16 protein-coding genes and 1 pseudogene are annotated in these 25,119 nt (G+C 62.4%); 11 read left to right on the top strand and 6 right to left on the bottom strand.

Features of this window, described 5'->3' with window-relative positions; translation table 11 throughout:
• Positions 1-28 precede the first annotated feature (28 nt).
• Entirely contained in the window at positions 29-4,840 is a 4,812-nt protein-coding gene (locus J1G34_RS18780) for a membrane-targeted effector domain-containing toxin (RefSeq protein WP_347709496.1), read from the top strand.
• 54 nt (positions 4,841-4,894) lie between these two features.
• Here J1G34_RS18780 and J1G34_RS18775 read toward each other — a convergent pair whose 3' ends face one another.
• From J1G34_RS18775 to J1G34_RS18755, 5 genes are read right to left on the bottom strand one after another with little or no spacing between them, the layout of a single operon-like run.
• A complete protein-coding gene (locus J1G34_RS18775; protein WP_065885573.1) occupies positions 4,895-5,665 on the bottom strand; it encodes an ABC transporter permease in 771 nt (256 codons plus the stop codon).
• Positions 5,662-6,861: an ABC transporter substrate-binding protein gene (locus J1G34_RS18770; RefSeq protein WP_222994470.1), complete on the bottom strand. Its 1,200-nt coding sequence runs from the start codon at positions 6,859-6,861 to the stop codon at positions 5,662-5,664. The genes J1G34_RS18775 and J1G34_RS18770 overlap by 4 nt, the downstream gene beginning before the upstream one ends.
• Positions 6,848-7,651, bottom strand: coding sequence for an ABC transporter ATP-binding protein (locus J1G34_RS18765; RefSeq protein WP_122685744.1), 804 nt, complete (start codon positions 7,649-7,651; stop codon positions 6,848-6,850). Before J1G34_RS18765 ends, J1G34_RS18770 begins: the two co-directional genes overlap by 14 nt.
• Positions 7,648-8,709 carry an acyl-CoA dehydrogenase family protein gene (locus tag J1G34_RS18760; protein WP_065896874.1) on the bottom strand — a complete coding sequence of 354 codons (1,062 nt, stop codon included), beginning with the start codon at positions 8,707-8,709 and terminating at the stop codon, positions 7,648-7,650. The genes J1G34_RS18765 and J1G34_RS18760 overlap by 4 nt, the downstream gene beginning before the upstream one ends.
• 41 nt (positions 8,710-8,750) lie before the next feature.
• Entirely contained in the window at positions 8,751-9,311 is a 561-nt protein-coding gene (locus J1G34_RS18755; protein WP_065893257.1) for a carboxymuconolactone decarboxylase family protein, read from the bottom strand.
• 102 nt (positions 9,312-9,413) lie between these two features.
• Here J1G34_RS18755 and J1G34_RS18750 point away from each other — a divergent pair, with 102 nt between their 5' ends.
• Positions 9,414-10,316: an AraC family transcriptional regulator gene (locus J1G34_RS18750; protein ID WP_222994469.1), complete on the top strand. Its 903-nt coding sequence runs from the start codon at positions 9,414-9,416 to the stop codon at positions 10,314-10,316.
• 35 nt (positions 10,317-10,351) lie between these two features.
• Here the strand turns inward: J1G34_RS18750 and J1G34_RS18745 are convergent.
• A pseudogene (locus J1G34_RS18745) lies at positions 10,352-10,486 on the bottom strand (helix-turn-helix domain-containing protein); the annotation flags it as partial.
• A gap of 171 nt (positions 10,487-10,657) precedes the next feature.
• On the opposite strand from J1G34_RS18745, the gene J1G34_RS18740 reads away from it, so the two are divergent.
• From J1G34_RS18740 to J1G34_RS18700, 9 genes are all read left to right on the top strand, one after another.
• Positions 10,658-12,652, top strand: coding sequence for a methyl-accepting chemotaxis protein (locus tag J1G34_RS18740; RefSeq protein ID WP_065893255.1), 1,995 nt, complete (start codon positions 10,658-10,660; stop codon positions 12,650-12,652).
• A gap of 88 nt (positions 12,653-12,740) precedes the next feature.
• Entirely contained in the window at positions 12,741-13,196 is a 456-nt protein-coding gene (locus J1G34_RS18735; RefSeq protein ID WP_065893254.1) for an SRPBCC family protein, read from the top strand.
• A gap of 253 nt (positions 13,197-13,449) precedes the next feature.
• On the top strand, positions 13,450-13,893 hold the full coding sequence (locus tag J1G34_RS18730; protein ID WP_065896871.1) for a YqaA family protein: 444 nt from the start codon (positions 13,450-13,452) through the stop codon (positions 13,891-13,893).
• A gap of 46 nt (positions 13,894-13,939) precedes the next feature.
• On the top strand, positions 13,940-14,941 hold the full coding sequence (locus J1G34_RS18725) for an alpha/beta fold hydrolase (protein WP_065896870.1): 1,002 nt from the start codon (positions 13,940-13,942) through the stop codon (positions 14,939-14,941).
• 21 nt (positions 14,942-14,962) lie between these two features.
• Positions 14,963-15,916 carry a D-2-hydroxyacid dehydrogenase family protein gene (locus J1G34_RS18720; RefSeq protein WP_065893250.1) on the top strand — a complete coding sequence of 318 codons (954 nt, stop codon included), beginning with the start codon at positions 14,963-14,965 and terminating at the stop codon, positions 15,914-15,916.
• A gap of 1,029 nt (positions 15,917-16,945) precedes the next feature.
• Positions 16,946-18,502, top strand: a complete 1,557-nt coding sequence (glgA, locus tag J1G34_RS18715; protein ID WP_065885553.1) for a glycogen synthase GlgA — start codon at positions 16,946-16,948, stop codon at positions 18,500-18,502.
• Positions 18,503-18,521: 19 nt separating this feature from the next.
• Positions 18,522-20,270, top strand: a complete 1,749-nt coding sequence (gene treZ, locus J1G34_RS18710; protein ID WP_222994468.1) for a malto-oligosyltrehalose trehalohydrolase — start codon at positions 18,522-18,524, stop codon at positions 20,268-20,270.
• On the top strand, positions 20,267-22,351 hold the full coding sequence (gene malQ / locus J1G34_RS18705; protein WP_065893247.1) for a 4-alpha-glucanotransferase: 2,085 nt from the start codon (positions 20,267-20,269) through the stop codon (positions 22,349-22,351). The genes treZ and malQ overlap by 4 nt, the downstream gene beginning before the upstream one ends.
• Entirely contained in the window at positions 22,348-25,098 is a 2,751-nt protein-coding gene (locus J1G34_RS18700) for a malto-oligosyltrehalose synthase (protein WP_222994467.1), read from the top strand. Before malQ ends, J1G34_RS18700 begins: the two co-directional genes overlap by 4 nt.
• The last annotated feature ends 21 nt before the right edge of the window (positions 25,099-25,119 follow it).

Raw genomic sequence — 25,119 nt, 5'->3', positions numbered from 1 at the left:
ACCTCTGCCGCAGCTTGCGCCACAGCAGGTGCCAGCATTGACGCTTCCTTCCGTGCAAGGGATCGCACCCGTCAGCGCGATTCGCTCGGACCTGCTCAGTGGCCTGCAAATAACCGATCAACGCCTGTTGCTCAACCAATACCAGTCACTCAATCAGGATATCCAGGCGCTGTTGCGATGCCAGCCAACGCTCAATAACGTTATCGAGCAACAGCTCGCCCGCAGCTTCGGGGCCACCCCTCCTGTGGACGCTTCATCACTGTATGTGCATCGCTATCACACCGACGAGCAGGGAGAGCGCACGCTGGTCTCGGCGCGAAGCATCACCGAAGCCTTGTTCGATGCGCTGCGAACTCTCAACAACTCGGTTGAACCGCTGTCACCGACACTCCCGGGCGCTGCAGAAGTCGGCTTTTACAGCACGGTTGAGCCCAGCGAAAGTCACCGGCAGCTAAGCGCCGGCAGCTCGCTGCTGGCCATCGCCCAGGCCATCGAGAACGACCTGCCTGCGAGCTTTACACGGTTCTGGACGCAGCCGCGCCCGGGCGCGGTCAACCCCGAGTCACCCCAGGACCAATTGCTGAATACCCATCGAGAGATGTTGTCGACACTGGCCGCCTTGAGAGTCGAAGACGGCACACTGAGCCCGGCCGCCAAGACCCTGATCGACAAAGCCTTTGAGTACCCGACGCTGGCGGATCGAGAAAGCGCCATGCGCGATGGCGAGCGGCCGGGGGTTTATCCGCTGAGGGTCAATCTGCCAATGCCCGCCGGAACACTGTTGGCCGGCGCATTCATGATCACCCGCCGCGACGGGTCATCAGCGGCACGTCCTTACGACAAACCGGAAACGGACAGGACCTTGACGCCCGCCGAACAACGAGGCCTGACGGTGCTGTACACCCCGCGCGACGGGTATGAAACGTTCGACAGCCCGGGTGAAGCGTTTGATACGCTCGGCCAGCGTCTGCGCTCCGATCCGGAGGCGGCAGAGCAGTTGAAACAGACACTGCCATTGACGCTCCAGCGCAGCCTCGACGGCGATTGGAGCAAGAACCTGAGCAGACAGCTCACGCCAGTCACAACCGACGTCATCGCCACCGGCGTGCCGCAATTGCTGCAGCTTCATCAGCACAATCTGACTAACCAGTTGCAAGCGCTGTATGAACCCGAAAACAGCGTGCAACTCGATGATCCATGGCGCGCGCCGCCAGTGATGGCCGGCCTGCAGCAGGCCGCCGACCTGAGCCTGCATTTCGACGGGACCAATGCGCTATGGGCGCGTACTCAATCGCTGCAGGATCGCTTGAGCAAAGTGGACGGTCGCCAGGCACTGGATCGGCAATTGGCGAATCGAGGAAACTGGCAGTACCTGGCGCAGCAACTGAACCAGGCCTATCACTGCCTGTCCGAGCAGGCGCCCGCGCGACAGGTCTCCGCCGCGCTGAAAAACGCGCCGATGAACATAGCGCCAGAATCGTCCCAGTATCAGGCCTACATCCTCGCGCCCGGAAAACCAGCCACCGTGGAAGCCTTCATCATCGAGAATGGCTTGCCACTGCCCAGGACCAGAAGCGAGTTGCAGTCCCTGGCAGAGGCGGCAGCGTTAAAGGCACGTCAACATCTGTTCGGCAATTTCGGCGGAGGTTTGTCCTGGCCGATCCCACTGGATATCAGTCAGCAACAAACGCTGCGAACGGCTGCAATCGCGCATGCCAACGCCGGCACGCAATCATCGCAGGCAGGGGCGCAACGCAACGTACTGGCCTATCTGAACAGCAGCCGGCCCCTTTCCCCCGATGCCCTGGAGGATCCGGTCAAGGCGCTGGAAAGCCTGGTCAGCTCCCCTGAGGGCCGGGCGCTGGGCCTGGCCATGCAAACCAGACTGAACGGCATCGCTACCGACTCCAGCATCAATGACTACACACTGGCCGCGCTGCATCTGACGCTGGATCCGGAATCCATTACGTCGCCCCAACGCAACCGGGTAGCCGGGTTCGATCTGGCCCAAGAAAGCCATTGGGGACAACCTCTGTCGAGGGTCACCGAAGGCCTGCGTCAGTGCTTGATCGACCAGGGACGGGCATCACCCGCACTGGCAAAGACAGCCGTTCATCTGCTGTTGATGCGCACCCACCCGCAATACCTGGTCAGGGATATCCCCGATGAAGTTCGCCAGGGCACCCAGGCCTGGCGGGACCTTTGCCTGGCAGTCGACGCCATTGGCAGTAGCGCGGCCAACATGACCTACGCCGAGGTGATGATAAAGGCCTGCGCACTGCCGCCCGCTCCGGCCTCCATACAAACAGCGGCGTTGGTGGACTGGGGCGTCAGCAACAATATTCTTGAAGCAAAAGGCGACGCACTGTACAGCCAGGATGAGCTTGATCGGGTGCAGGCAGCCTTCAACAACCAGCGGGAAAAACTCAAGGAAGGCAGTGCCTTGATGGACACGGTCATGCCGGATCGTGCAGCGATGGCAATGGGTCTGCTCATCGGCGAGTTCGGAAAGGACGTTGACTTCGATGAGAAAATATTTTCAAGACTCTCCAGCACCGTAACGCCAAAGCCAAGCAAACCGTACTCCATGCGCGAAATCGTGATGGAGCAGATCGTCATGGACGACCGCTGGAGTATCGCAAAAGGCACCCACAGCGTTGACCTCGCTGCCTTCGTCGCCTTCACCCATCGACCACAATTCAATATCAAAAAGGCCTTCGACGCGGCGTTTTCCGAAGCGGTCGCCAACTTTAAAAAAATCAAACACTTGAGCGTGATCAACGCTCTCAACAATCTGCCGCCTGAAGACAAGAAGAATCTCAGCTTCGGAAAAATCACCTATTACCTGGAGAAAAGTTACAAGACCAGCCCAGTGCCTTTCATGGGGCCGACTCTATTCCACACCAGCCCCAGGATCCTGGTCACCGCAGAAAATGGCGCAAAGACCTCCAACTATGCGTTCGATACGGAAAAAGGCGTTATCCATAACCTTGGCAGCCGGAAAATACCCCGCGCGCCGGAGCACTTCTCGAACGAAATAACCAAAGAGGAAGAGTTTTTCCCTGATATCAATCGAGAAAAGACCGTTGAAGGGATGAAGACGTTCGTCCACTACCTGGGGGGCGGCGCGCTGCTGAAGGGGGTCGACCTGGACAGCGTCAAGCGCGACCCACTCGATGGCGAGCGATCCGGCACCGCATCGGCACCGTACATGTTCATCAATCCCCGTACCCACGAACTCGCCGAGTCGATCGTCAAGGCACTGTACCTGGACAACCCAGCCATCCGTAAAGCCGCTGAGGGCGTCACGTCCTCTGAGCGCGCCAACGATCGATTGGTCACCTTGCGTGATGGGTTTCTCGATCTGATTCCCCTGCGCTCGGCCATTGTGAACTTCAATAAGGGCGAATACAGCGACGCCATCGACGACCTCGCCTTTGATGGCTTCGGCTTTCTCACTGCCGGGATGGGGGCTGCCGCAAAAGCGGCGAAAGTGCTGAAGACGACGGCATCGGTCGCGACCAAGGCGCTCAAGGTCACGAAGATCATGGTTGTGCCCATGGTCAAGGAGTTCAATCCGTTCAATGGCGCGGACGAAATACTGATCGGAGCCGGTAAAGTTGCCTTCGAGGCCGCCGGCGCGGTGAAAAGCGGGCTGCGCAGCCTCAAGGGGACGGTGGCGCTCGACGAACTGAACACCGCCAGCAGACGCTTTGACGCAGCCGCGACGGGCAGCTTGAACGTGCGTAATCGCGCCGTGAACGTCAATGCGATACAGCACGATGGCCAGTGGTACGCATTTGATGCGAGCACCCAACGCCCCTACGGTGCGCCGTTGGTGGCCTTCGATCCGGTCCATACACTGATGCCGCCATCACCCGATTTCAGCGCCGCAAGGGCACGTCTCAACGCGCACAAGTCAGAACGGGTTCATCCCTACAGGAAGCCGGACCCGGCGACGCTTCCAGCAAGCAAAGTGCCTGGCCCGGCGGTACAGATTACGCGTAAAACCGATCATCTACCGCCGCCGCACATAAAGTATCTCGACTTCATCAAAGGCGCGCCCACCGAAGCGCATTTCTCGCCGACCCGCAGGGGCCCTACCCGGGAGCGCTACGAACTGGAGATGAACAAAAGCCTGGCGGGGCCTCAACTGCCACGCCCTGGACTGCCCGACGTAAAAGCCATTGAACCGATCGCCGACCTGGTCGAAAAGTCCCTGGACATGGCGGATATCGTGGCCTTCGGCGAGAACCATCTCAGTCTGGCTTCATTTCGTGTGCTCATCGAACTGATCCCCGTATTTAAACGAAAAAACGTCAAGGTTATCGGGATGGAGGGCATGGTGTATGACAACAAAATGCGGCTCAAGGACGATGGGATGGGCGTCACGGGCTACAAACAACGCCCTTACGAGCCTGATTTGAATTTGCGCACACTGATCGACACGTTCAAGGCCAACGGCATTGAAGTGGTGCCTCTGGATCACTTCTATCTGACCCGCCATCGACATGAGCGTGATGCCTATAAGGCCCAGAGCAGCGCCGATCGGAATCTACAACGGCTCAAGGAAATGAACTTCTACGCCGCCCATGAGCTGCTGAGGCACACGCACAAGGGCAAGGTGATTGCCCTGGTGGGTCGTCAGCACATCAACACCACCCAGGGTGTACGTGGCCTGGCCGAAGCCACCGGCGGCATTGGCATTGGTATCTATGAGAGAGCCGGTATGAGGGGAAGCTACGGCACGAAAGCCACAGACGTGCGACCGGGCCCGAACGGCGAGCTGAAAACCCACAATGACATGACGGGAGACCTGCAAATTTTCACGCCCGAGTGACCCGGCAAACCGTCGAGCCGTTTCCTGCACAGCATGCCGGCAACGGCTCGAACCTCAGTCAGCGTGTACCCAGCGCTGATGCAGCCACCGCGCCAACGCATCCAGTGCGAACCCCAGCAGCCCGATCAGCAGCACCATCGCCATCAACTCCGAATATGCCAGCCGATCACGGGTATCGAGGATGTAATAGCCCAGCCCCGCACTGACCCCCAGCATTTCGCACGGCACCAGCACAATCCACAGAATGCCGATGGCCAGGCGCACGCCCGTCAGCACATGCCCTACCACGCCGGGAATGACCACCCGCCGCAACGTCTCCCAACGCGTGGCGCTCAGGCTCTTGCTCAACTGCAGCCAGCGCGGGTCGAGATGACGCACGCCGGCCGCGGTGTTGAGCATGATCGGCCACACCGCAGCGAACGCCAGCAGGAAGTAAATCGGCTGGTCGCCCACCCCCATCAGCATCACCACGATGGGCATCCAGGACAGCGGCGAGATCATGCGCAAAAACTGGAACGCCGGGGTGGTCGCCGCCTCCAGGTTGCGCGAACTGCCCACCAGCAGCCCCAGCGGCACGCCCACCAGCAAGGCCAGAAACAAGCCGATAAAAATGCGTTTAAGGCTCACGGCAATATGCAGGTACAACTCGCCGCGCCCCAACAGTTCCCACAGGCTGCTGAACGTGGCCGCCAGGGAAAAGCGCGAAGACAATCCATCGGCATCGCCAAATACCTTGACGCCCAGCCACCAGAGCACCAGCAAACCCGCCAAGCCACCCAAGCCGAGCAACCAGCCCGGCCACGCTACGGTTTTGCCGCTGCTCACACGCCAATCTCCTCGTTGCGCGCATAACCCTCGGGCAAGCCGAAGGTCTTCATGCCGCCGACGGCTTCGATGGCGTTGCGCACGAAACGGTCATCCACCAGGTCCCTGGCGACGAAGGCCGGGTCCAGCTCAGCGAGAAATTTCTTGTCGCCCTCGATCAGGGTGTCTTTCAGGCGGCGCACCAGTTCCTCGGTGTAGCTGGGGAATGGGTAAGGCTGGAAGTCGATGCGGTGCTCGTCCCAGTTGGCGTGACGGATCGCACCATCGGCCAGGTACCCGGCGCGGTCGGCGGCGGCAGGCGCCAGCACTTTGCTCAACACCGGTTCGGCATGCGGCGTGTAGCGGTTCGGGCCATCCTTGGACAACAGCTTCACCGCTTCTTCGCGGTTGTCGCGGGTCCAGACCTGGGCCTTGACGATGGCGTTCACCACTTTCTGCGACCACTCCGGGCGCTGGGTCAGGTCATGCTCGTGCATGAACACCACGCAGCAGGCATGGTTGCGCCAGACGTCGCCGGTGAAACGCTGCACGCGACCGACCTTGAGGTTCTCCGCCAGGGCGTTGAACGGCTCGGCGACGATATAACCGTCGATGCGCTTGCTGGCCAATGCCGGCGGCATGTCCGACGGCGGCAGCACGATCAGGTTGACTTCATTGGCGCCGATCGCGCCGCCCGCCGCACGTGACACCGGGGTCAGCCCGTTGTCGCGGAACAACTGCTGCACCACCACGTTATGAATCGAATACCAGAACGGAATCGCCACCGACTTGCCGCCCAGTTGCTTCACGTCAGTGATGCCCGGCGCCACGGTCAGGCCCGAACCGCCCACATGGTTCCACGCCACCACCTTGGCCGGCACCTTGCTGCCATAGCGCGCCCATACGGTCATGGGCGACAACAGGTGAATCACGTTGACCTGGCCCGAGATAAACGCTTCGATCACCTGGGCCCAACTGCGCAGCAGCACCGGACGTTCGGCCTGGATACCCTCGGCTTCGAACAGCCCGTTATTGTGCGCGACCAACAGCGGCGTGGCGTCGGTGATCGGCAGATAACCGATGCGTACCGGCGCATCCGGCTCACTGGCGGCACGCGCCTGCAGGCTGCTCAGCAACGGCAAGGCGCCGGCGGCGCTGAGCACCGCAGACAGTTTGAGAAAGTCGCGGCGCGAGTGGGTCAGGTCATCCAGACACATGGTTAGGCTCCAGCAATTCGAGGGGGTTGGGTTGAGGACGGCTCGCCTGCCGTAAGGTTTTAAGAATGTCGATGCGCAGCGCGCCGATAGCTTCGACCTGTTCCTCACGCGGTTGCGGCAGATCGATTCGCCATTCGCCCAGGGTGCGTGCCGGGCGGTTACCCAGCAGCAGGATACGGTCGGACAACAGCAAGGCCTCATCGATGTCGTGGGTGATCAACACCGCCGCCGAGCCCTGTTCGCGATTGACCTTGAGCAACAGGTGCTGCATGTCCGCGCGGGTCACTTCATCCAGTGCGCCGAAGGGCTCGTCCAGCAGCAATACCTGCGGCTGGCGGGCCAGGCAGCGGGCCAATGCCGTGCGCTGGGCCATGCCACCGGACAACTGCGCAGGGAACTGATGACGGGCATGTTCCAGGCCGACCGCGGCAATCGCGTGGTCGACACGCTGGCGGCGTTCGTCGCCGCTCAACTGCGGTTGGCGGGCGAAATCCAGGCCGAAGGCGACGTTCTTTTCCAGGTTCAGCCACGGCAGCAGGCTGGGGTCCTGAAACGCTACCGCGACCCGTGGATGCGGGCCGTTCAAAGGCTCACCCAGCACGCGTACGCTACCGCCCTGGGGCGCCTGCAAACCGGCCAGCACCCGCAACAGACTGGACTTGCCCACGCCGCTGGGGCCGAGGATCGACACCACTTCACCGGGCTGCAGTTGCAGGTCGAAGCCTTGCAATACCGGGCCGCCGGCATACCCCAGGCACACATCCCGGGCCGTCATCACCGTCGCGCTCATAGGTTGGCCTGACGTTGCAATTCGGTGCGCAGTTGCACCAGGCTCGGCGTGACAATCGGCACAAACGCCGATTCGCGCCAGCGCCGGGCAAAGCCGCTGCCATGGGCGGTGAGGTAAGCCTTGCCGCCGCTGGCCTGCAACTCCAGCTGTACGGCGCTGGCGGCGGTTTCCGCCAGGGCAATGCGCAGCTTGAACAACGGCACCGGTTCGGCGGCAAACCGCCCGGCCAGCAAACCGTTCTTGAGTTCAGTGACCAGGTGATCGAGGGTCAACCGCAGCGCTTCGAGCTCTTCACGTAACACCGTGCGCGAAGCGCCCAAGTGATGCGCCACCTCCGCCAGGGAACGCCGCGCCAGACCTATCGAAAGGCCGCATTGCAAGCCCAGGAACGCCGGTCGCACGGCGGGCAGGAACTGACGCGCGTCTTCGTGCAGCAGCCAGTCGCGGCTCAGTTTCACGCCTTCAAGTCCCAGGGCGGCGGTATTGCTGGACTGCAACCCGAGCAACTCCAGGTCGCGGGAGCGCTGCAAGCCGGCCACTGAATCCGGGATCGCCAGGATAAACGGCGCGCCGCCACCGGCGTGTTCGATGGCCGCAGCGGCGACGAAGCCGTTCTTGCGCAGGTTGGTCACCCAATGCAGACGGCCGTTGAGGGTCCAGCCATGTTCAGTGGGCTCGGCGCTGATCTGCAGCGTCTCGATGCCGGACAGAAACTTCATCGCATTCGAAAGCCCCGTGGCACCGGCCAGCTTGCCGCTGAGCAGGTCCGGCAGCAGTTGCTCGCGCAGCCGTGCATTGGGGCTTTGCAGCAGGTATTCGATAAAGGAGCGCTGGCCCCAGCAGACGAACGCCGCCGCCAGGGAATGGCTGGCAATATTGGCGATGGCTTCCACCGCCCCCGCCACGTCGCCGCCCAGGCCGCCGAGGGCTTTGGGCACGCCGACTCGCAACACATTGGCCTCGGCCAGCCGCGGCAGCACTTCCTGTGGATCGCAACTGCCCACGTCCAGGGCCTGCGCTTGAACATCGAGCCAACGGCTCAAGATCGGGTCAAGCATGGGTCTTTCTCCTTGATGACAACAGGTGGATCAGCACCGATTCAACTGGCCGGTTTTTCCCAGCGGTATTGCGCCAGCTCCGGGTTCAACGGCGTACGCGCGAACACGTTGGCAAAATTGCACAATGTCGCCAGGCTGACCCCCAGAATCACTTCCAGCGCCTGCCCGTCGGTATAGCCGGCGGCGCGGAACGCGTCATAGCCGGCATCGCTGACATCGCCGCGGGTGGCAATCACTTCACGGGTGAACGCGGCGAGTGTCTCATAGCGGGGCTCGGGCAATTCACCGCGCTGGCGCAGCGCCTCGATGACGTCTTCGGGCAGCTTGGCTTTGTTACGTGCCACGGCGGTGTGCCCGGCCACGCAAAAATCGCAGCCGTGGCTGGTGGCGGCGATCAATTGCACCACTTCACGCTCCGCCAGGCTCAGGGTCGACTTGGCATTCAGGCCGGACACGGTGATATAGGTTTCCAGTGCCGCCGGCGCATTGGCCAGCACGGCCAGCAGGTTGGGAATGAACCCCGAGCCTTTGAGCGCATTTTCCAGGAAAGGCTTGGCGGCCTCCGGCGCGGTTTCAGGGGTAAGCAGCGGTACACGGGACATGGAGTGGTCTCCTGATGAGTGAATGACCCCAGTCTGTTGGTTATAAAAAAAGCCCTCAATAGGCTAAAGTAGCGATTACTTGCTCCAGAGTCTTTTCGTTAGATGAATTCGTCCAGTGCACTTGTCGATTGGTTATTAGACAGCCTCGAACTCAGCACCAGCCTGTTTCACGTCGGTCGCTATTGCGGCGACTGGCACGCGAGCACCCATGGCCTGGCCCGGGCGAGTTTTCATCTGATCGTGCAAGGCGAGTGCTGGCTGCATATCGACGGCCAGCCGACTGAACAGCTGAACAATGGCGATGCCGTGTTCCTGCTGCGCGACCTCCAATATCGGCTGTCCGGTGCGGACACCGCCACCGGCGCGCAAGAATGCCCGCGCCGTCCGATGCTGCCCCTCGATAGCAATGCCACCGATGGCGTGGGCCTGGTCTGCGGCTTCTTTCATTTCCAGTCCGGGCTGTCGGCGATGATTGTCGACAGCCTGCCCGCCTGGATCATCCTGCGCGCCGGCGACCCGTCGTTGACCGCCGCGCGCAATCTGTTCGCACTGATCCTGCAGGAATGCGAACGCCTGCCGGCGCCCTCCCAGGCCTTGCTCGAGCGCCTGTGCCATCTGCTGTTTCTGTATGTGCTGCGTCAACACGTGCTCGATAACACTGAATTGGGCGGCCTGGCGGCACTCGGTCGGCAACCGGCATTTGCCCGTTTGCTGGAACAGTTGATCGCACGTCCGGCAGAGAACTGGACGCTGGAAAGCATGGCCGCCTGCACCGGGCTGTCACGCTCGGCGTTTTTCAAACGTTTCAATGAGCTGTGCGGACAGTCGCCGGGCCAGGTGCTGTTGATGATGCGCATGCGCCACGCGTGCCAGTTGTTCAAGACGGACCAGACCGTGGCGGATGTCTCGCTGGCGGTGGGTTATCAGTCGGTGGCGGCGTTTACCCGGGCGTTTCATAAAGTCATCGGGCAACAACCGGGGGCCTACCGCCGGGCGCAGAGTTAACGCCGCAACCCATTGCCCGGTTGCGCGCGCAGCGCCAGCAGCTGCACGCCAAGGTGCGCCTCCAGTTGCTTGATCAGGATCGTCACCGAAGCGCGCGGCAGTTGCAGGCTGTCCGCCGCCCTGGCGAAACCGCCCAACTCCACGATCCGGGTGAATACGCGCTTCACCATGCGCACTCGTCAACGGTCATGGCGATGCTGGAGATCTGACCTGGCGGCGGCGCCCGACGGCGCCGGCACTTTCTTGCACGCACGCACCTAAAGCTGTTGCGATGCAAGCCGATAGCCCTACGAAGCTCTAATAAAGCCGCGTCGACAATAACGCTTCGTAAGGACGGCCCCATGCCCCCACTGCGCTCCATCCAAGCCCGCTATACCCTGTTTCTGGTGTTGTTCGTTCTGGTGTTATTGGTGTTGACCGTCGTGGGTATCGGCCAGTTGGTCGCGCCCAAGCTGCAATACACCGAAGAACAGGTGGTGCTCAATCGCGTCGCCGAAGTGGCCGAACAGATCCAGGGCGAACTGAACAAGGTTCAGGCCCAGCAACGCACCATCACCCAAACGATCCCTTTGCTTGACAGCGATGCCATCGACAAGGTCCTGCCGGGCCTGGTTGACCAGTACGGCGAGCTGAAAGTGTTCGGCGGCGGTATCTGGCCGCTGCCCAACCAGCGCACCCCCGGGCGTAACAAGCACAGCACATTCTGGCACCGTGACGCCTCAGGCAAGCTGGCGGTCAACACCTTCTGGAACAGTGACCCCGCACCCAACTATTACGACCAGAGCTGGTACAAGGGCGGCCTCGCCTCACCCCGTGGCCAATGCGCCTGGGCCGCGGCCTACAAGGACGATGCCAGCCAGGAGCCACGCACCAACTGCGCCATGGCGATCCAGCGTGACGGCGCCGCCTATGGCGTGGCGACCATCGACGTGACCCTGGGTTTCTTCAATGACCTGGTGGCCAGCAAGGAAAAAGACATCGGCGGGCAGATGCTGATCGTCGAAGGCGACGGCAAGATCATCAGCAACAGCTCGCGTATCAGCGGCCCGATCGTGCTGAAGAATATCAGCGAGCTGACCGGCACGTCGGCGTTCGCCGCCCAGGTCAGCACCGCCCTCGCCCATCGCGACCAGGCCCTGCAACGCGCCGAGTTCGACAACCAGGGCGTGGCCAGCACCTTCTACATGCGCCCGATCGAGGGGACGCCGTGGTTCCTGGCGACCGCCCTGCCCACTTCGTTGATCACCGCCCAGCGCAATGATGTGCTCGGCACCCTGGCCCTGTTGCAAGTACCGATGGTGATCCTGCTGGTACTGCTGGCGGCGTATGCGATTCGCCAACTGGTCCAGCGCATGAAAGCGCTCAAGGGCAATATCGACGCACTGTCGGCCGGTGATGCCGACCTCACGCGGCGCATCACCATCCGCGCCGAAGATGAACTCGGCGCCATCGGTCACTCGGTGAACCACTTTATCGTCTATCTGCAAAACATGATCGGCGAAGTGACCCAGGCCACTGGCGCCATGGCCTCGGGCCTTGAGCAGTTGCAGCACACCTCGGCGCACACCAACCAGATCCTGTTGCGCCACGCCTCGGAGACGGACCAGACGGTGACCGCCATCACCGAGATGAGCTCAACCGCCGACACCGTCGCGCAAAATGCCGCAGAAACGGCGGCCTTCACCCAGCGCGCCAACGAGCACGCCGACCGGTCACGGGTGGTGGTGGGCGAAGCGTCCACCAGCGTCAGCGCCCTGATCGGTGAAGTGGCCAGCGCGACCCACACCGTCGAGAACATGCGCCAGGATGCCGCGCGCATCACCGAAACCCTCGGCGTGATCGGTGCCATCGCCGGCCAGACCAACCTGCTGGCGCTCAACGCCGCGATCGAAGCGGCGCGGGCCGGCGAACAAGGGCGCGGGTTTGCGGTGGTGGCCGATGAGGTGCGCGCCCTGGCCGCACGCACCCAGGCCAGTACCTCGCAGATCAACGAGATGCTGGCGCGCTTGACCACCGGCGTCAGCTCGTCGGTGGCCGCCATGGAAAACACCCAGGCCAGTTGCCAGTCGGCAGCGGATGCCACGGCGCGGGTGAACACCGGGCTCGATGAGATGGCCGGTTCAGTCAGCCATATCAACAACCTCAGCACCCAGATCGCGACGGCCGCCGAGCAACAGAGCGCAGTGACCGAAGAGATCAACCGCAGCATGGTGCAGATCCGACAGATGGTTGAAGAGCTGGTACAAAGCGGTCACGCCACCGAAACCAATACCCAAAGCCTGCTGGAGGCCAATGGCCGGGTGATTGCCTTGATGGGACGCTTCAAAGTGCGCTGATCCAGGCCGTAATACACCCGTGCAGAGCGCGGGAGTCGGACTATTCTGACAACTTCTGGTTTAACACTCGCCACACAGGAGGTGTGTCATGCCCACGACCGAGCAGCCGGTGCGCTTGGAGCGAATCAGCCAGGAACGGTTTATCCGGGCCCCGCTCGAGACGGTCTACGACTATGTGACCCAGCCCGACCGCTGGCACGAATGGCACCCCTCCTCCCTCAGCGCCGACACCGGCACCCGCGGCTCACTGCCGGTCGGCACGCGGTTTACCGAAATCATCGACCTGCTGGGCATCCGCGTCCCCATGAGTTACCGCGTACAAGTCGCCCGGCGCCCCAACGAGTTCAAGACCGTGTTCACCTCGCTGGCGGTCGACGGCTGCCTTCATTATGTCCTGCACGCGCAACCGGGCGGCACGCTGTTCAAGCGCGTATTGACCTATGAGACCGAACTGCAACTGGCGGCCTTGCATGAACGCATGATCGAACGCTCGGGCGTTGCGCTGGACCGTCTCAAGCAGCGCCTGGAAACCTTCAGCGGTTGAGCGCTCTATCGCTTAACTGACCCGTTTCAGGGAAAATGCCCGACCCAATGCTTTTTGTAGGAGCGAGCTTGCTCGCGAAAAACTCACAGGCGCCGCGTTCAATCAGGAAACACGCGTTATCGTTGACGTTTTTCGCCAGCAAGCTCGCTCCTACAGAGGGCGATATGCGCTTAACTGAACAGCCTTCCGGTCCAATGCCGCGCCTTTTTCCGAGACCCACCATGAAATCCCCTGTGCAACGAGCCCCTGCGCCATGTTGACGGCGTACCTGGGGCTGTTCTTGGCCGCCTTTGGCGCGGCGACGTTGTTGCCCTTGCAGTCGGAAGCCGTGCTCGTCGGCCTGTTGCTCAGTGGGCATTACAGTGTGTGGCTGCTGTTGGGCATCGCCACGCTGGGCAATGTGTTGGGTTCGCTGGTCAACTGGCTGCTGGGGCGTTCGGCGGAGCGCTTCCAGGGGCGGCGCTGGTTTCCGCTCAGTGAACGGCAACTGGACAAGGCGCGCAGCCATTACGCGCGCTGGGGACATTGGACCCTGCTGCTCAGTTGGGTGCCGATCATTGGCGACCCGTTGACCCTGGTGGCCGGTGTCATGCGCGAACCGCTGTGGCGGTTCCTGCTGCTGGTGACCGTGGCCAAGGCGCTGCGCTACGCCGTGCTGGCTGCCATCACCCTGCACTGGTTGTTAATCCCCCGTTAATCTTGCCCAAACAGCATCCGAAACACCTTTCCCGGAGCTTATGACCATGCCTTTGATCCGTGACCTGTGCGTCGCCGGCCTGCTCACGGCCAGCGCCGCTCCAGTATTTGCCGCCACCTACGGCCCTGAACTCGAGGGTTTCCAATACCCCTACCCGGTTGAGCGCTTCCACTTCGAGTCCCAGGGTAACAGCCTGCAAATGGGCTATATGGATGTTCCGGCCAAAGGCAAAGCCAACGGGCGCAGCGTGGTGCTGATGCACGGCAAGAACTTCTGCGGCGCCACCTGGGAGGCATCGATCAAGGCCTTGAGCGACGCCGGTTACCGCGTGATCGCGCCGGACCAGATCGGCTTTTGCACCTCCAGCAAGCCCGAGCATTATCAATACAGCTTCCAGCAACTGGCGCTCAACACCCACCAGTTGCTGGAAAAGCTCGGGATCCAGAAGGCCACGCTGCTCGGTCACTCCACCGGCGGCATGCTGGCCACGCGCTATGCCTTGATGTACCCGGCACAGACCGAGCAGCTCGCCCTGGTCAACCCCATCGGCCTGGAAGACTGGAAAGCCCTGGGCGTCCCCCACCAGAGTGTGGACCAGTGGTATCAACGCGAGCTGAAGCTGAGCGCCGACGGGGTGCGCAAATATGAGCGCGACACGTATTACGCCGGGCGCTGGAAGCCCGAATACGAGCGCTGGGTGGACATGCTCGCCGGCCTGAACCAGGGCCCGGGCCACACTCGGGTGGCCTGGAACTCGGCGTTGATTTACGACATGATCTTCACCCAGCCGGTGTACTACGAATTCAAGAACGTGCAAGTGCCCACCCTGCTGCTGATCGGCACCAGCGACACCACCGCCATCGGCAAGGACCTGGCGCCGCCGGCGGTCAAGGCGCGGATCGGCAATTATCAAGTGTTGGGCAAACAGGTGGCCAAGCTGATTCCCCATGCAACCCTGGTGGAGTTTCCCGGTCTGGGCCATGCGCCGCAGATGGAAGAACCGGCGCAGTTTCATACCGCGCTGTTGCAGGGTTTGAAGGCCCTTTAACCTTTTTTGGGATACGCGTGCATGTCGCTACAGATCGCCGTGATTGATGATTGGCAGCAAGTGGCCAGTAGCGTGGTGGATTGGTCGGTACTCACCCCCCTGGGCCAGGTGCACTTTCTCCACGACTACCCCGCCGATACCGCGACCATGGTCGAGCGCCTGCAAGGGTTCGACGTTATTTGCGTCATGCGCGAACGTTCGCGGTTCGACCAGGCCCTGCTGCAGGGCCTGCCCAGGCTCAAGTTGCTGGTCACCGGCGGCATGCGCAACGCCGCCATCGACCTGTCCGCCGCCAAGGCGTTGGGGGTCCAGGTGTGCGGTACCGACAGTTATAAGCAGGCTGCGCCGGAGCTGACCTGGGCACTGATCATGGCCTCGACGCGCAACCTGCTGGCCGAAGCCAACTCTTTGCGCGCAGGCGGGTGGCAGGTCGGCCTGGGCGGCGACCTGCATGGCAAGACCCTGGGCATCCTGGGACTGGGCAGCATCGGGCAGAAAGTCGCGCAATTCGCCCAGGTATTCGGCATGCGCGTGATTGCCTGGAGCGAAAACCTCACCCCGCAACGGGCCGCTGAGTCGGGGGTGACCTGGGTCAGCAAGCGCGAGCTGTTCGAACAGGCTGACATTCTCACCATCCACCTGGTCCTCAGCGAACGCAGCCGCGGCCTGGTCGACGCGCAGGCACTGGGCTGGATGAAGCCCGGCGCGCACCTGGTGAACACGGCGCGTGGACCGATTGTGGATGAACAGGCACTGGTGGACGCGCTGAGCAATGGGCGCCTGGCCGGCGCGGCGCTGGACGTATATAGCCAGGAGCCACTACCCCTCGAGCATCCCTTCCGCTCCCTGCCCAACGTGCTGGCCACGCCCCATGTCGGTTATGTCAGCGAGCAAAACTACCGGCAGTTCTACCAACAGATGATCGAAGACATTCAGGCCTGGGCGAACGGCGCGCCCATTCGGGTGCTCGGCTGACGCACCAATAAAGTGCATGTATTGAATGACAATGCCCAAGTGCACAATGTTGGCATACGTTGTTGATTTGTGTGGGAGGGGGCTTGCCCCCGATAGCCATAAGTATCTACACAATTTTGGTGCGATACCGCACCTGTGGCGAGGGGCTAACGCGTATCTACCTGACGCTCCGAGGTCCAAATGTGGGAGGGGCGGTGCGACGATTCGACTTGCCCCCGATGGCGGCCTCTGGGCCGACCAGGATGTTGGATCAGATCGAGTACATATCCGTTTCTGCGGTAACGGCTGCTTAGGGTTCCGCCCTGACGGCGGCTCACTTTTGAAAAGCGCAAAAGTAAGCAAAACGCTCTTGCCCCACCACTCGGCACCTCGCCTAGGCTCGGTGTGCCCTCTCTCCGGCTTGAATCCGTGGGCCGCCGCAATGGGCCATCCCTGGCCCAGTGCGGCTAACCCGGCGTCCTGCCGGGTTACCCACGGATTCAAGCCTGCGTTCGGCCAGCGTGGTTTGACGGGGCGCCTGAGATCAAAAGCAGATCAAGGTCAAGAGCGACTCGCTTCGCATCGTGGTTACGGTTGGGCGCTACAGAGTTGTATAGGTACCTATGCCCCGATAGCGGTAGTTCAGCCAGAGTACTGATAACTGACCCACCGCCATCGGGGGCAAGCCCCCTCCCACATTTGGATCCGGGTGTCCGCTGGCATAAGGTTAAACGTTTTTTGTCCTACAAAAATGCCTTTTAAACCCGACAGGCTCCGAGATCTGGCCTAGACTCATGACCGATGGGTCCGTTCCAAAACAAAAACCCCGCAAAAAAACTAAACTTTTCAACTCGGCCCTTGGTCAAGTTTTAAGGCAAGGCGAGCACTCCGCGATTCACGCTACATGCCCGTCCATCCAATCTTTTCAGTTAATTGTGCAACTGGCATACGCCTTGCCAGATTGTCGTGCGCTTGTGCGCTTGGCCGCAGGAAGCGGTCATCGAGCTAATGGCAGCGGGCCATTAGCTAACCAACACGTTGGAGAGAACTATGATCAGTGCCGCAGCAAGTATTCAGGGAGAGCGTGTTAGTCAGCCAGTTGGCGGGTCGACCTCTTTGGTCGTCGACCTCAACACGGTGCGGCCGGTGTCCAGTCATAACCCCAACCGAAAGAAAGTGCTGTTTGTCACGTCCGAGTTTGCCGACCTGGTGAAAACCGGCGGCCTGGGCGATGTGTCGGCGGCCCTGCCCCGCGCCATGGCTCACTTGCACGATGTGCGTGTGCTGATCCCCGGTTACCCGCAAGTGATGGAAAGCGACAACCCTATTCATATCATCGGCGAATTGGGTGGCCACGCTGCGCTGCCGCCGTGCAAGATCGGGCGCATGGACCTCAAGGATGGCCTGGTCATCTACGTGCTGATCTGCCCCGAGCTGTATGAGCGCGAAGGCACACCCTACGGCGCCAACAATGGCCGCGACTGGCCGGACAATCACATCCGCTTCGCCCGCCTGGGCCTGGCCGCCGCCGACATGGCCGCCAACCTGGCTCAGATTCACTGGTGCCCGGACCTGGTGCACGCCCACGACTGGCCCGCTGGCCTGGCCCCGGCCTATATGCACTGGCGTGGTTCACGCACTCCGACCCTGTTCACCATTCATAACCTCGCCTATCAGGGCGTGGTTAGCCTGGGTTGCACCCCCGAACTGGGCATTCCGCCCCATGCCCTGCAACAGGAAGGCATGGAGTTCTACGGCAAGATGTCGTTTCTTAAGGCCGGCATGGCGTATTCCAGCCATATCACCACGGTCAGCGCCACCTACGCCCAGGAAATCACCACCCCGGAATTCGGCTGCGGCCTGGACGGTTTCCTCGCCAGCAAGACCCAGCAGGGCCTGCTCAGCGGCATTCCCAACGGGATCGACGAAAGCTGGGAAACTTCCACCGACACCCACCTGACCCATAACTTCAATATCGGCGACTGGGAAGGCAAGGCCATCAACGCCGCCCACGTGCGCGAACTGTTCGGCCTGCACGATTCCACCGGCCCGTTGTTTGCCGTGGTCTCGCGCCTGGTCTACCAGAAAGGCCTGGACCTGACCGAAGCAGTCGCCAGCTTCATCGTCGAAAACGGTGGCCAGATCGCGATCATCGGGCGCGGCGAGCCGGAAGAAGAACAAGCCATGCGCGAATTGGCGCTGCGCTTCCCGGGCCAGGTCGGCGTGCGCATCGGCTTCAACGAAACCGACGCCCGCCGCATGTTTGCCGGCAGCGACTTCCTGCTGATGCCTTCGCGGTATGAGCCCTGCGGCCTGAGCCAGATGTATGCGCAGCGTTTCGGCTCGTTGCCGGTGGCGCGCAATACCGGTGGCCTGGCCGACACCATTGAAGACGGCGTGACCGGTTTTCTGTTCAACGAATCCACCGTCGACAGCTACAAGGCTGCCCTGGAGCGCGCATTCAAAGTGTTCTCCTTCCCCGGCCTGCTCAACGCCATGCGCAGCCGCGCCATGACCCAACCGTTCAACTGGTCGCAGGCGGTGGAACCCTACGCCGAGCTGTACGAACAACTGGTGGTTAAAGCACTGGGGAAATCGACTAAATAATCAAGAGAGGTCTTCATAGATGCCGTTACGGACTTTGGAAACCTGGCCCCACGGCGCACTGATGCTGGACGCGCAACACACGCGTTTCGCCTTGTGGGCGCCAGACGCGTTTTATGTCAGCGTTGAATTGCAGGAAGGAAAATCCATCGCCATGCTGCCCCAGGCAGATGGCTGGTTTGAAGTCGAGACAGCCTGCCCTGCCGGCACGCTTTATCGCTTCAATATCGACGGGGAACGGGATGTTCCGGACCCCGCCTCCAGGGCCCAGGCCCTGGACGTGCACGGTTGGAGCCGTGTGGTCGACCCGCTCGCCTATCAGTGGCGGCACAGCGAGTGGCAAGGCCGCCCGTGGCACGAAGCGGTCATCTACGAACTGCACGTCGGCGCGATGGGCGGTTACGCCGAAGTCGAGAAACACCTGCCGCGCCTCGCCGAGCTGGGCGTGACCGCCATCGAACTGATGCCCCTCGCGCAATTTCCCGGTGAACGCAACTGGGGTTACGACGGGGTACTGCCCTACGCACCGCACGCCACCTACGGCTCCCCCGAACAACTCAAGCACCTGATCGACAGCGCCCACGAGCACGGCCTGGCGGTGATCCTTGACGTGGTCTACAACCACTTCGGTCCCGATGGCAACTACCTGGGCCAATACGCCAAAGGCTTCTTCCAGGAAGACGTGCACACACCGTGGGGCGCGGGGATCGATTTCGAACGCCGCGAAGTGCGGGATTTCTTCCTCGATAACGCCCTGATGTGGCTGCTGGAATACCGCTTCGACGGCCTGCGCCTGGACGCCGTGCACGCCATCGACAACCCCGGCTTTCTCCAGGAGCTGGCGCAGCGCGTGCGCCAGCAGGTCGATAGCGGGCGCCATGTGTGGCTGATGCTGGAAAACGAGCTCAACCAGGCCGGCCTGCTCAAACATGATTTCGACGCACAATGGAACGATGACTTCCACAACGTGCTGCACGTGCTGCTCACCGGCGAAACCGACGCCTACTACAGCGACTTCGCCGAGCAGACCACGGCCAAACTCGCCCGTTGCCTGGGTGAAGGCTTTATCTATCAGGGCCAGACCACCCGCCACGGCCACGCACGCGGCGAACCCAGCGGCGAGCTGCCTCCCACTGCGTTCGTGGCGTTCCTGCAGAACCACGACCAGATCGGCAATCGGGCCCTGGGCGAACGCCTGCACCAGTTGTGCCCGCCCCAGGCGTTGAAGGCGGCGACCGCGCTGTTGCTGCTGTCGCCGATGATCCCGCTGATGTTCATGGGCGATGAGGTCAACGCTGCCGAGCCTTTCCTGTTCTTTACCGACCATCACGGGGAACTGGCAGAGACCGTGCGTGAAGGTCGACGCAGCGAGTTCGCCGATTTCGCCGCGTTTCATGACCCCGAGCAGCGCGAACGTATCCCCGATCCCAACGCCTTGACGACCTTCCTGCAATCCAGGCCAACCCTGGCGGAAAACGAGCATGCCCAGCTCTATCGCCACTTGCTGAGTCTGCGCCATCGACACGTGGTGCCTCATCTGCCTGGCAGCGTGGCCCTCGGCGCGCAGGTGCTGGCTGACAGCGCCGTCAGCGCGCGCTGGCGCCTGGGCAATGGCAGCGTGTTGCAAATCGACCTGAACCTGAGCAGCGAGCCCGTCGATCGGCAGGCTGCGTCCCACGTGATTTTTCAAACGCCTGCCGAGTCTGCGGCGGCGCAGTTGCCGCCCTTCAGTGCACGCGTGTCCTTATTCCCTGCTGGAGAACAGTCTTGAGCGATGCGAACCTGGAAATACTCGCCAGCCGCGCGGGCCTGGCCGTCGATTGGATCGATGCCAACGGTCGCCCGCAACATGTGAAACCCGACGCCCTGCGCGCCGTGCTCAAGGGGCTGGGTCACCCGGCCGATACCGAGGCCGACATCGAGGCCAGCCTGCAGGCGTTGGAACAGGTACAGCAGGATAAACATCTGCCCCCGCTGATCACCGTCGACAGCGGTGAAGGCCTGGACCTCGCACGTTTCTTTGCACCGGACACGCCGTGCCGCGTGCAGTTGGAAAATGGCGAAAGCCTGGAGCTGCGTCTTGATGGTGATGCCGTGTTGCCCGGCGTGATCGCCCTTGGCTATCACCAGGCGCATATCGACGGCCAGACCTTCACCCTCGCCGTCGCCCCCGCGCAGTGCTACAGCGTGGCCGAAGCGGTGCAAAACGACCCTGCCCGCGCCTGGGGCCTCAGCGCCCAGCTGTACTCGTTGCGCCGCCTCGGCGACGGCGGTTTCGGCGACACCCTGGCCCTGGAGCACCTGGCCCGTTCGGCCGCCGAGCGTGGCGCAGACGCCCTGGCGATCAGCCCGATGCACGCCATGTTCAGCGCCGACACCGAGCGCTACAGCCCCTACTCGCCTTCCAGCCGGCTGTTTCTCAACAGCCTGTATGCCTCGCCCGGGTGCATCCTGGGCGAACGTGAAGTGCGCAATGCCATCGAGGCCACGGGCCTGGCCGATGAGCTGCACGATCTGGAACAGCTGACCCTGATCGACTGGCCTGCCGCCGCCAAGGTCAAGCAGCGCCTGTTGCGCGCCCTGTATGACGATTTCCGCCACGGCCATCATCCGCAGCATGCCGATTTCCAGAGTTTCCGCCAGGCCGGCGGCGAAGCCCTGGAAAACCACTGCCGTTTCGAAGCGGTGCAGGCATTGCGCGCCGCCGCCGGGGAAGACCTCGACTGGCGTCACTGGCCGCAGGACTGGCGCACGCCGCAGAGCCCGGCCCTGGCGCAGTTTGCCGAGGAGCACCGTGATGAAATCGGCTATTTCGCGTTTACCCAGTGGTTGATCGCGCGCAGTTTGCAGCGCGCGCAACAGGCCGCGCGTGGCAGCGGCATGGGCATCGGCCTGATCGCCGACCTGGCGGTGGGTGCGGACGGCGGTGGCAGCCAGGCGTGGAGTCGCCAGGACGAATTGCTCGCCGACCTCACCGTCGGCGCGCCACCGGACATTCTCAACCGTGCAGGCCAGGGCTGGGGCATTTCCGCGTTCTCGCCCGAGGGGCTCAAGCGTCACGGTTTCCGTGCCTTTATTGAAATGCTGCGGGCTAATTTCGCCCACGCGGGCGGCCTGCGCATCGACCATGTGATGGGCCTGCAACGCCTGTGGGTCATCCCTAACGGGGCTTCACCGCGCGAAGGCGCCTACCTGTACTACCCGGTGGACGACATGCTGCGGCTGTTGGCCCTCGAATCCCATCGTCACCAGGCCATTGTCCTCGGCGAGGACCTCGGCACCGTGCCCGACGGCCTGCGCGAAAAACTCAGCAGCCGGGCGATTCTGGGCATGCGTGTGTTGCTGTTCGAGCAAAACCATGACGGCCAGTTCAGGCCCATCCTCGACTGGCCCGACAACGCCCTGGCCACCACCAGCACTCACGACTTGCCGACGCTCAACGGCTGGTGGCACAGCCGCGACATCGAATGGAATATCGAACTGGGCCTGATCGACGCGCCGACCGTGGATCAATGGAGCGAACACCGCCTGCGCGAACGCCAGGCATTGCGCCAGGCCCTGAGCCAGGACCCGCAGAACTTCGTCGATGAGATCCGCAACGACACCGACCATATGATCGATGCCAGTGTGCGCTACCTCGCCCACACCCGTGCGCCGCTGGTGCTGCTGCCCCTGGAGGATGCGCTGGGCCTGGTAGAACAACCCAACCTGCCCGGCACCACCGACACCCACCCCAATTGGCGCCGCCGCCTGCCCGGTGAAGCGTCCAGCCTGCTCGACAATGCCGGCGCCGCGCGCCGCCTCGAGCTGCTGGCCGTTGCGCGCAACCAAGCCTATGAGCGTGACCGATGAAAGCACTGCCCCTGCGCGCCACTCAGCGCCTGCAATTTCATAAAGGCTTCACCCTGGATGATGCGGTGCCGTTGGTGCCGTATTTCGCCCGACTGGGCATCAGTCACCTGTACGCCTCGCCCCTGCTCAAGGCGCGGGCCGGTTCGATGCATGGCTATGACGTGGTCGACCCCACCTGTGTCAACCCGGAACTGGGCGGCGAGGCCGCGTTGCAGCGCCTGGTAGCTGCGTTGCGCGAACACGACATGGGTTTGATCCTCGACATCGTCTCCAACCATATGGCCGTGGGAGGCGCCGACAACCCCTGGTGGCTCGACCTGCTGGAATGGGGACGTTTGAGCCCCTACAGCGAATTCTTCGATATTCAGTGGCACTCACCCGACCCGCTGCTCAAGGGCCAACTGCTGATGCCGTTCCTTGGCAGCGATTACGGCGAAGCGTTGCAAAGCGGCAGCCTGGTGCTGAAATTCGAGGCGGCGCACGGGGCCTTTTACGTTGAGCACTACGAGCATCGTTTCCCAATCTGTCCACGGGACTACGCACTGATTCTGGGCAACGACGAACCGCTCAGGCCGCTGGCCGAACGCTTTGCAGCCCTGGCGTATCAGGACGACGCCTACGCCGAAGCCGGCTGGCTGAAACAGGCGCTGGCCGAGCGGGCCAGCGAGGTATTGCCCGCCATCGAACAGCGCCTCGCCGCGTTCGACGGGCGCACGCCTGAGGGTTTCGACCGCCTGCATCGGCTGCTGGAAGAGCAGACCTACCGCCTCGCCAGCTGGCGCACGGCGGCGGACGACATCAATTGGCGGCGCTTTTTCGACGTCAACGAACTGGGCGGTCTGCGCGTGGAGCGCACGGCGGTGTTCGAAGCCACCCACGGCAAGATTTTCGAGTTGATCAGTGCAGGCCTGATCGATGGCCTGCGCATCGACCATATCGACGGGCTGGCCGATCCACGGGGTTATTGCCGCAAGCTGCGGCGCCGGGTGGATGCATTGTCGCCGCAGCGGCATTTGCCGATCTTCGTGGAGAAAATCCTCGGTGAAGGCGAGACCCTGCGCGAAGACTGGCAAGTGGACGGCACCACCGGCTACGAATTCATGAACCAACTGTCATTGATGCAGCATCACCCGGACGGCTTCGCGCCGCTGGCCGAGTTGTGGTCGCGCCACAGCGAACGGCCGTCGGCGTTTATCGACGAGGCGCGGCTGGCCCGCCAGCAAATCCTCAACGGTTCGTTGGGCGGCGACTTCGAAAGCGTCGCCCAGGCGCTGCTGCAAGTGGCCCGTGACGACGTGATGACCCGCGACCTGACCCTGGGCGCGATCCGCCGGGCGTTGCAGGAACTGATCGTGCATTTTCCGGTGTACCGCACCTATATCAGTGCTCGCGGGCGCAGCGCAGCCGACGACAAGGTCTTCCAACAGGCCATGGAGGGCGCGCGCAGTACCCTGAACGAGGGCGACTGGCCGGTGCTCGATCACCTGGAGAAATGGCTGGGTGGTCAACCGTGGCGCAATCGCCCGCTGGGCCGCGAGCGCAAGATGCTCAAGCATGCCTGTGTGCGCTTCCAGCAACTGACCTCGCCCGCCGCAGCCAAGGCTGTGGAAGACACGGCGTTCTATCGTTCGGCCGTGTTGCTGTCGCGTAACGACGTGGGCTTCAGCACCGAGCAGTTCAGCGCGCCGTTGGCCGATTTTCATGGGGCCAACCAGCAGCGCTTGAAGACGTTCCCGCATAACTTGCTGGCCACCGCCACCCACGACCATAAACGTGGCGAAGACACCCGCGCGCGCCTGGCGGTGTTGAGCGAATGCGCGCCCTGGTATGCCGAGCAGGTCGAACACTGGCGCAGCCTGGCCGCGCCGTTGCGCGAGACGGCCGACAGCCCCTCGGCGGGCGACGAACTGATCCTTTATCAAGTGCTGCTCGGCAGTTGGCCGCTGGAGCCGAACCCCGACCTTGAGGCCTATCAGCAACGCCTCTGGCAGTGGCAACAGAAAGCGCTGCGCGAAGCCAAGCTGCAAAGCAGCTGGAGCGCGCCGAACGAGGCGTACGAGCGCGGCGTCGAGACGTTTCTGCAGCGCGTACTGCTCAGTGAAACCGGTAAGCCCTTGCGCGACGCGCTTGCCGACGCAGCCCAGGCCATCGCCCCCGCCGGCGCCTTGAATGGGCTGGCGCAGACTTTGCTTCACCTGAGCGTGCCCGGCGTACCGGACGTGTACCAGGGCGATGAGTTCTGGGACTTCAGTCTGGTGGACCCGGACAACCGACGTCCGGTGGACTTCCAGGCGCGGCAACGCGCACTGGATAACCCGGCGGACATCGGTGAGCTGCTGTCCAGCTGGCACGACGGGCGTATCAAGCAAGCGGTGATCGCGCAGGTACTGGCCTTGCGCAAGGCTAACGTCGAGCTGTTCAGCGACGGCGCCTACACCGCCCTGGAGGTGGTTGGCCCACAGGCCGATCATGTCGTTGCGTTCTGCCGAGAACTGCAGGGCAGACACGTTTTGGTGGTGGTGCCACGCTGGCCCCGGCGCCTGCTCGAAAATGCGCTGCAACCCCTGATTCCTGCCCGGATTTGGGGCGATACGCGGGTGAAATTACCGTTCGCCGCCACAACACAAAACTGGAAGGGACTTTTTCAAACACGCGCAGTCACACCAGACAAGGAGCTGTTGATCAGCGCTGCCCTGGGGGATTTCCCGGTCAATGTCTTTATCAATGCCGATATTCAAGAAAGCTGAACATTTTCTGAGGAGTGTGTG

Origin of the sequence: Pseudomonas sp. Wu6, assembly GCF_019891515.1 — a bacterium.
GTDB classification, from domain to species: Bacteria; Pseudomonadota; Gammaproteobacteria; order Pseudomonadales; family Pseudomonadaceae; genus Aquipseudomonas; species Aquipseudomonas orientalis_A.
This window is presented reverse-complemented; position numbering and strand designations above follow the sequence as displayed.

What these genes read in the sequence shown, in the direction of transcription:
- J1G34_RS18770 (WP_222994470.1), bottom strand. Translation starts at nt 6,861, where the DNA reads ATGTGTCTGGATGACCTGACCCACTCGCGCCGCGACTTTCTCAAACTG.
- J1G34_RS18765 (WP_122685744.1), bottom strand. Translation starts at nt 7,651, where the DNA reads ATGAGCGCGACGGTGATGACGGCCCGGGATGTGTGCCTGGGGTATGCC.
- J1G34_RS18760 (WP_065896874.1), bottom strand. Translation starts at nt 8,709, where the DNA reads ATGCTTGACCCGATCTTGAGCCGTTGGCTCGATGTTCAAGCGCAGGCC.
- J1G34_RS18755 (WP_065893257.1), bottom strand. Translation starts at nt 9,311, where the DNA reads ATGTCCCGTGTACCGCTGCTTACCCCTGAAACCGCGCCGGAGGCCGCC.
- J1G34_RS18750 (WP_222994469.1), top strand. Translation starts at nt 9,414, where the DNA reads ATGAATTCGTCCAGTGCACTTGTCGATTGGTTATTAGACAGCCTCGAA.
- J1G34_RS18740 (WP_065893255.1), top strand. Translation starts at nt 10,658, where the DNA reads ATGCCCCCACTGCGCTCCATCCAAGCCCGCTATACCCTGTTTCTGGTG.
- J1G34_RS18735 (WP_065893254.1), top strand. Translation starts at nt 12,741, where the DNA reads ATGCCCACGACCGAGCAGCCGGTGCGCTTGGAGCGAATCAGCCAGGAA.
- J1G34_RS18730 (WP_065896871.1), top strand. Translation starts at nt 13,450, where the DNA reads ATGTTGACGGCGTACCTGGGGCTGTTCTTGGCCGCCTTTGGCGCGGCG.
- J1G34_RS18725 (WP_065896870.1), top strand. Translation starts at nt 13,940, where the DNA reads ATGCCTTTGATCCGTGACCTGTGCGTCGCCGGCCTGCTCACGGCCAGC.
- J1G34_RS18720 (WP_065893250.1), top strand. Translation starts at nt 14,963, where the DNA reads ATGTCGCTACAGATCGCCGTGATTGATGATTGGCAGCAAGTGGCCAGT.
- glgA (WP_065885553.1), top strand. Translation starts at nt 16,946, where the DNA reads ATGATCAGTGCCGCAGCAAGTATTCAGGGAGAGCGTGTTAGTCAGCCA.
- treZ (WP_222994468.1), top strand. Translation starts at nt 18,522, where the DNA reads ATGCCGTTACGGACTTTGGAAACCTGGCCCCACGGCGCACTGATGCTG.
- J1G34_RS18700 (WP_222994467.1), top strand. Translation starts at nt 22,348, where the DNA reads ATGAAAGCACTGCCCCTGCGCGCCACTCAGCGCCTGCAATTTCATAAA.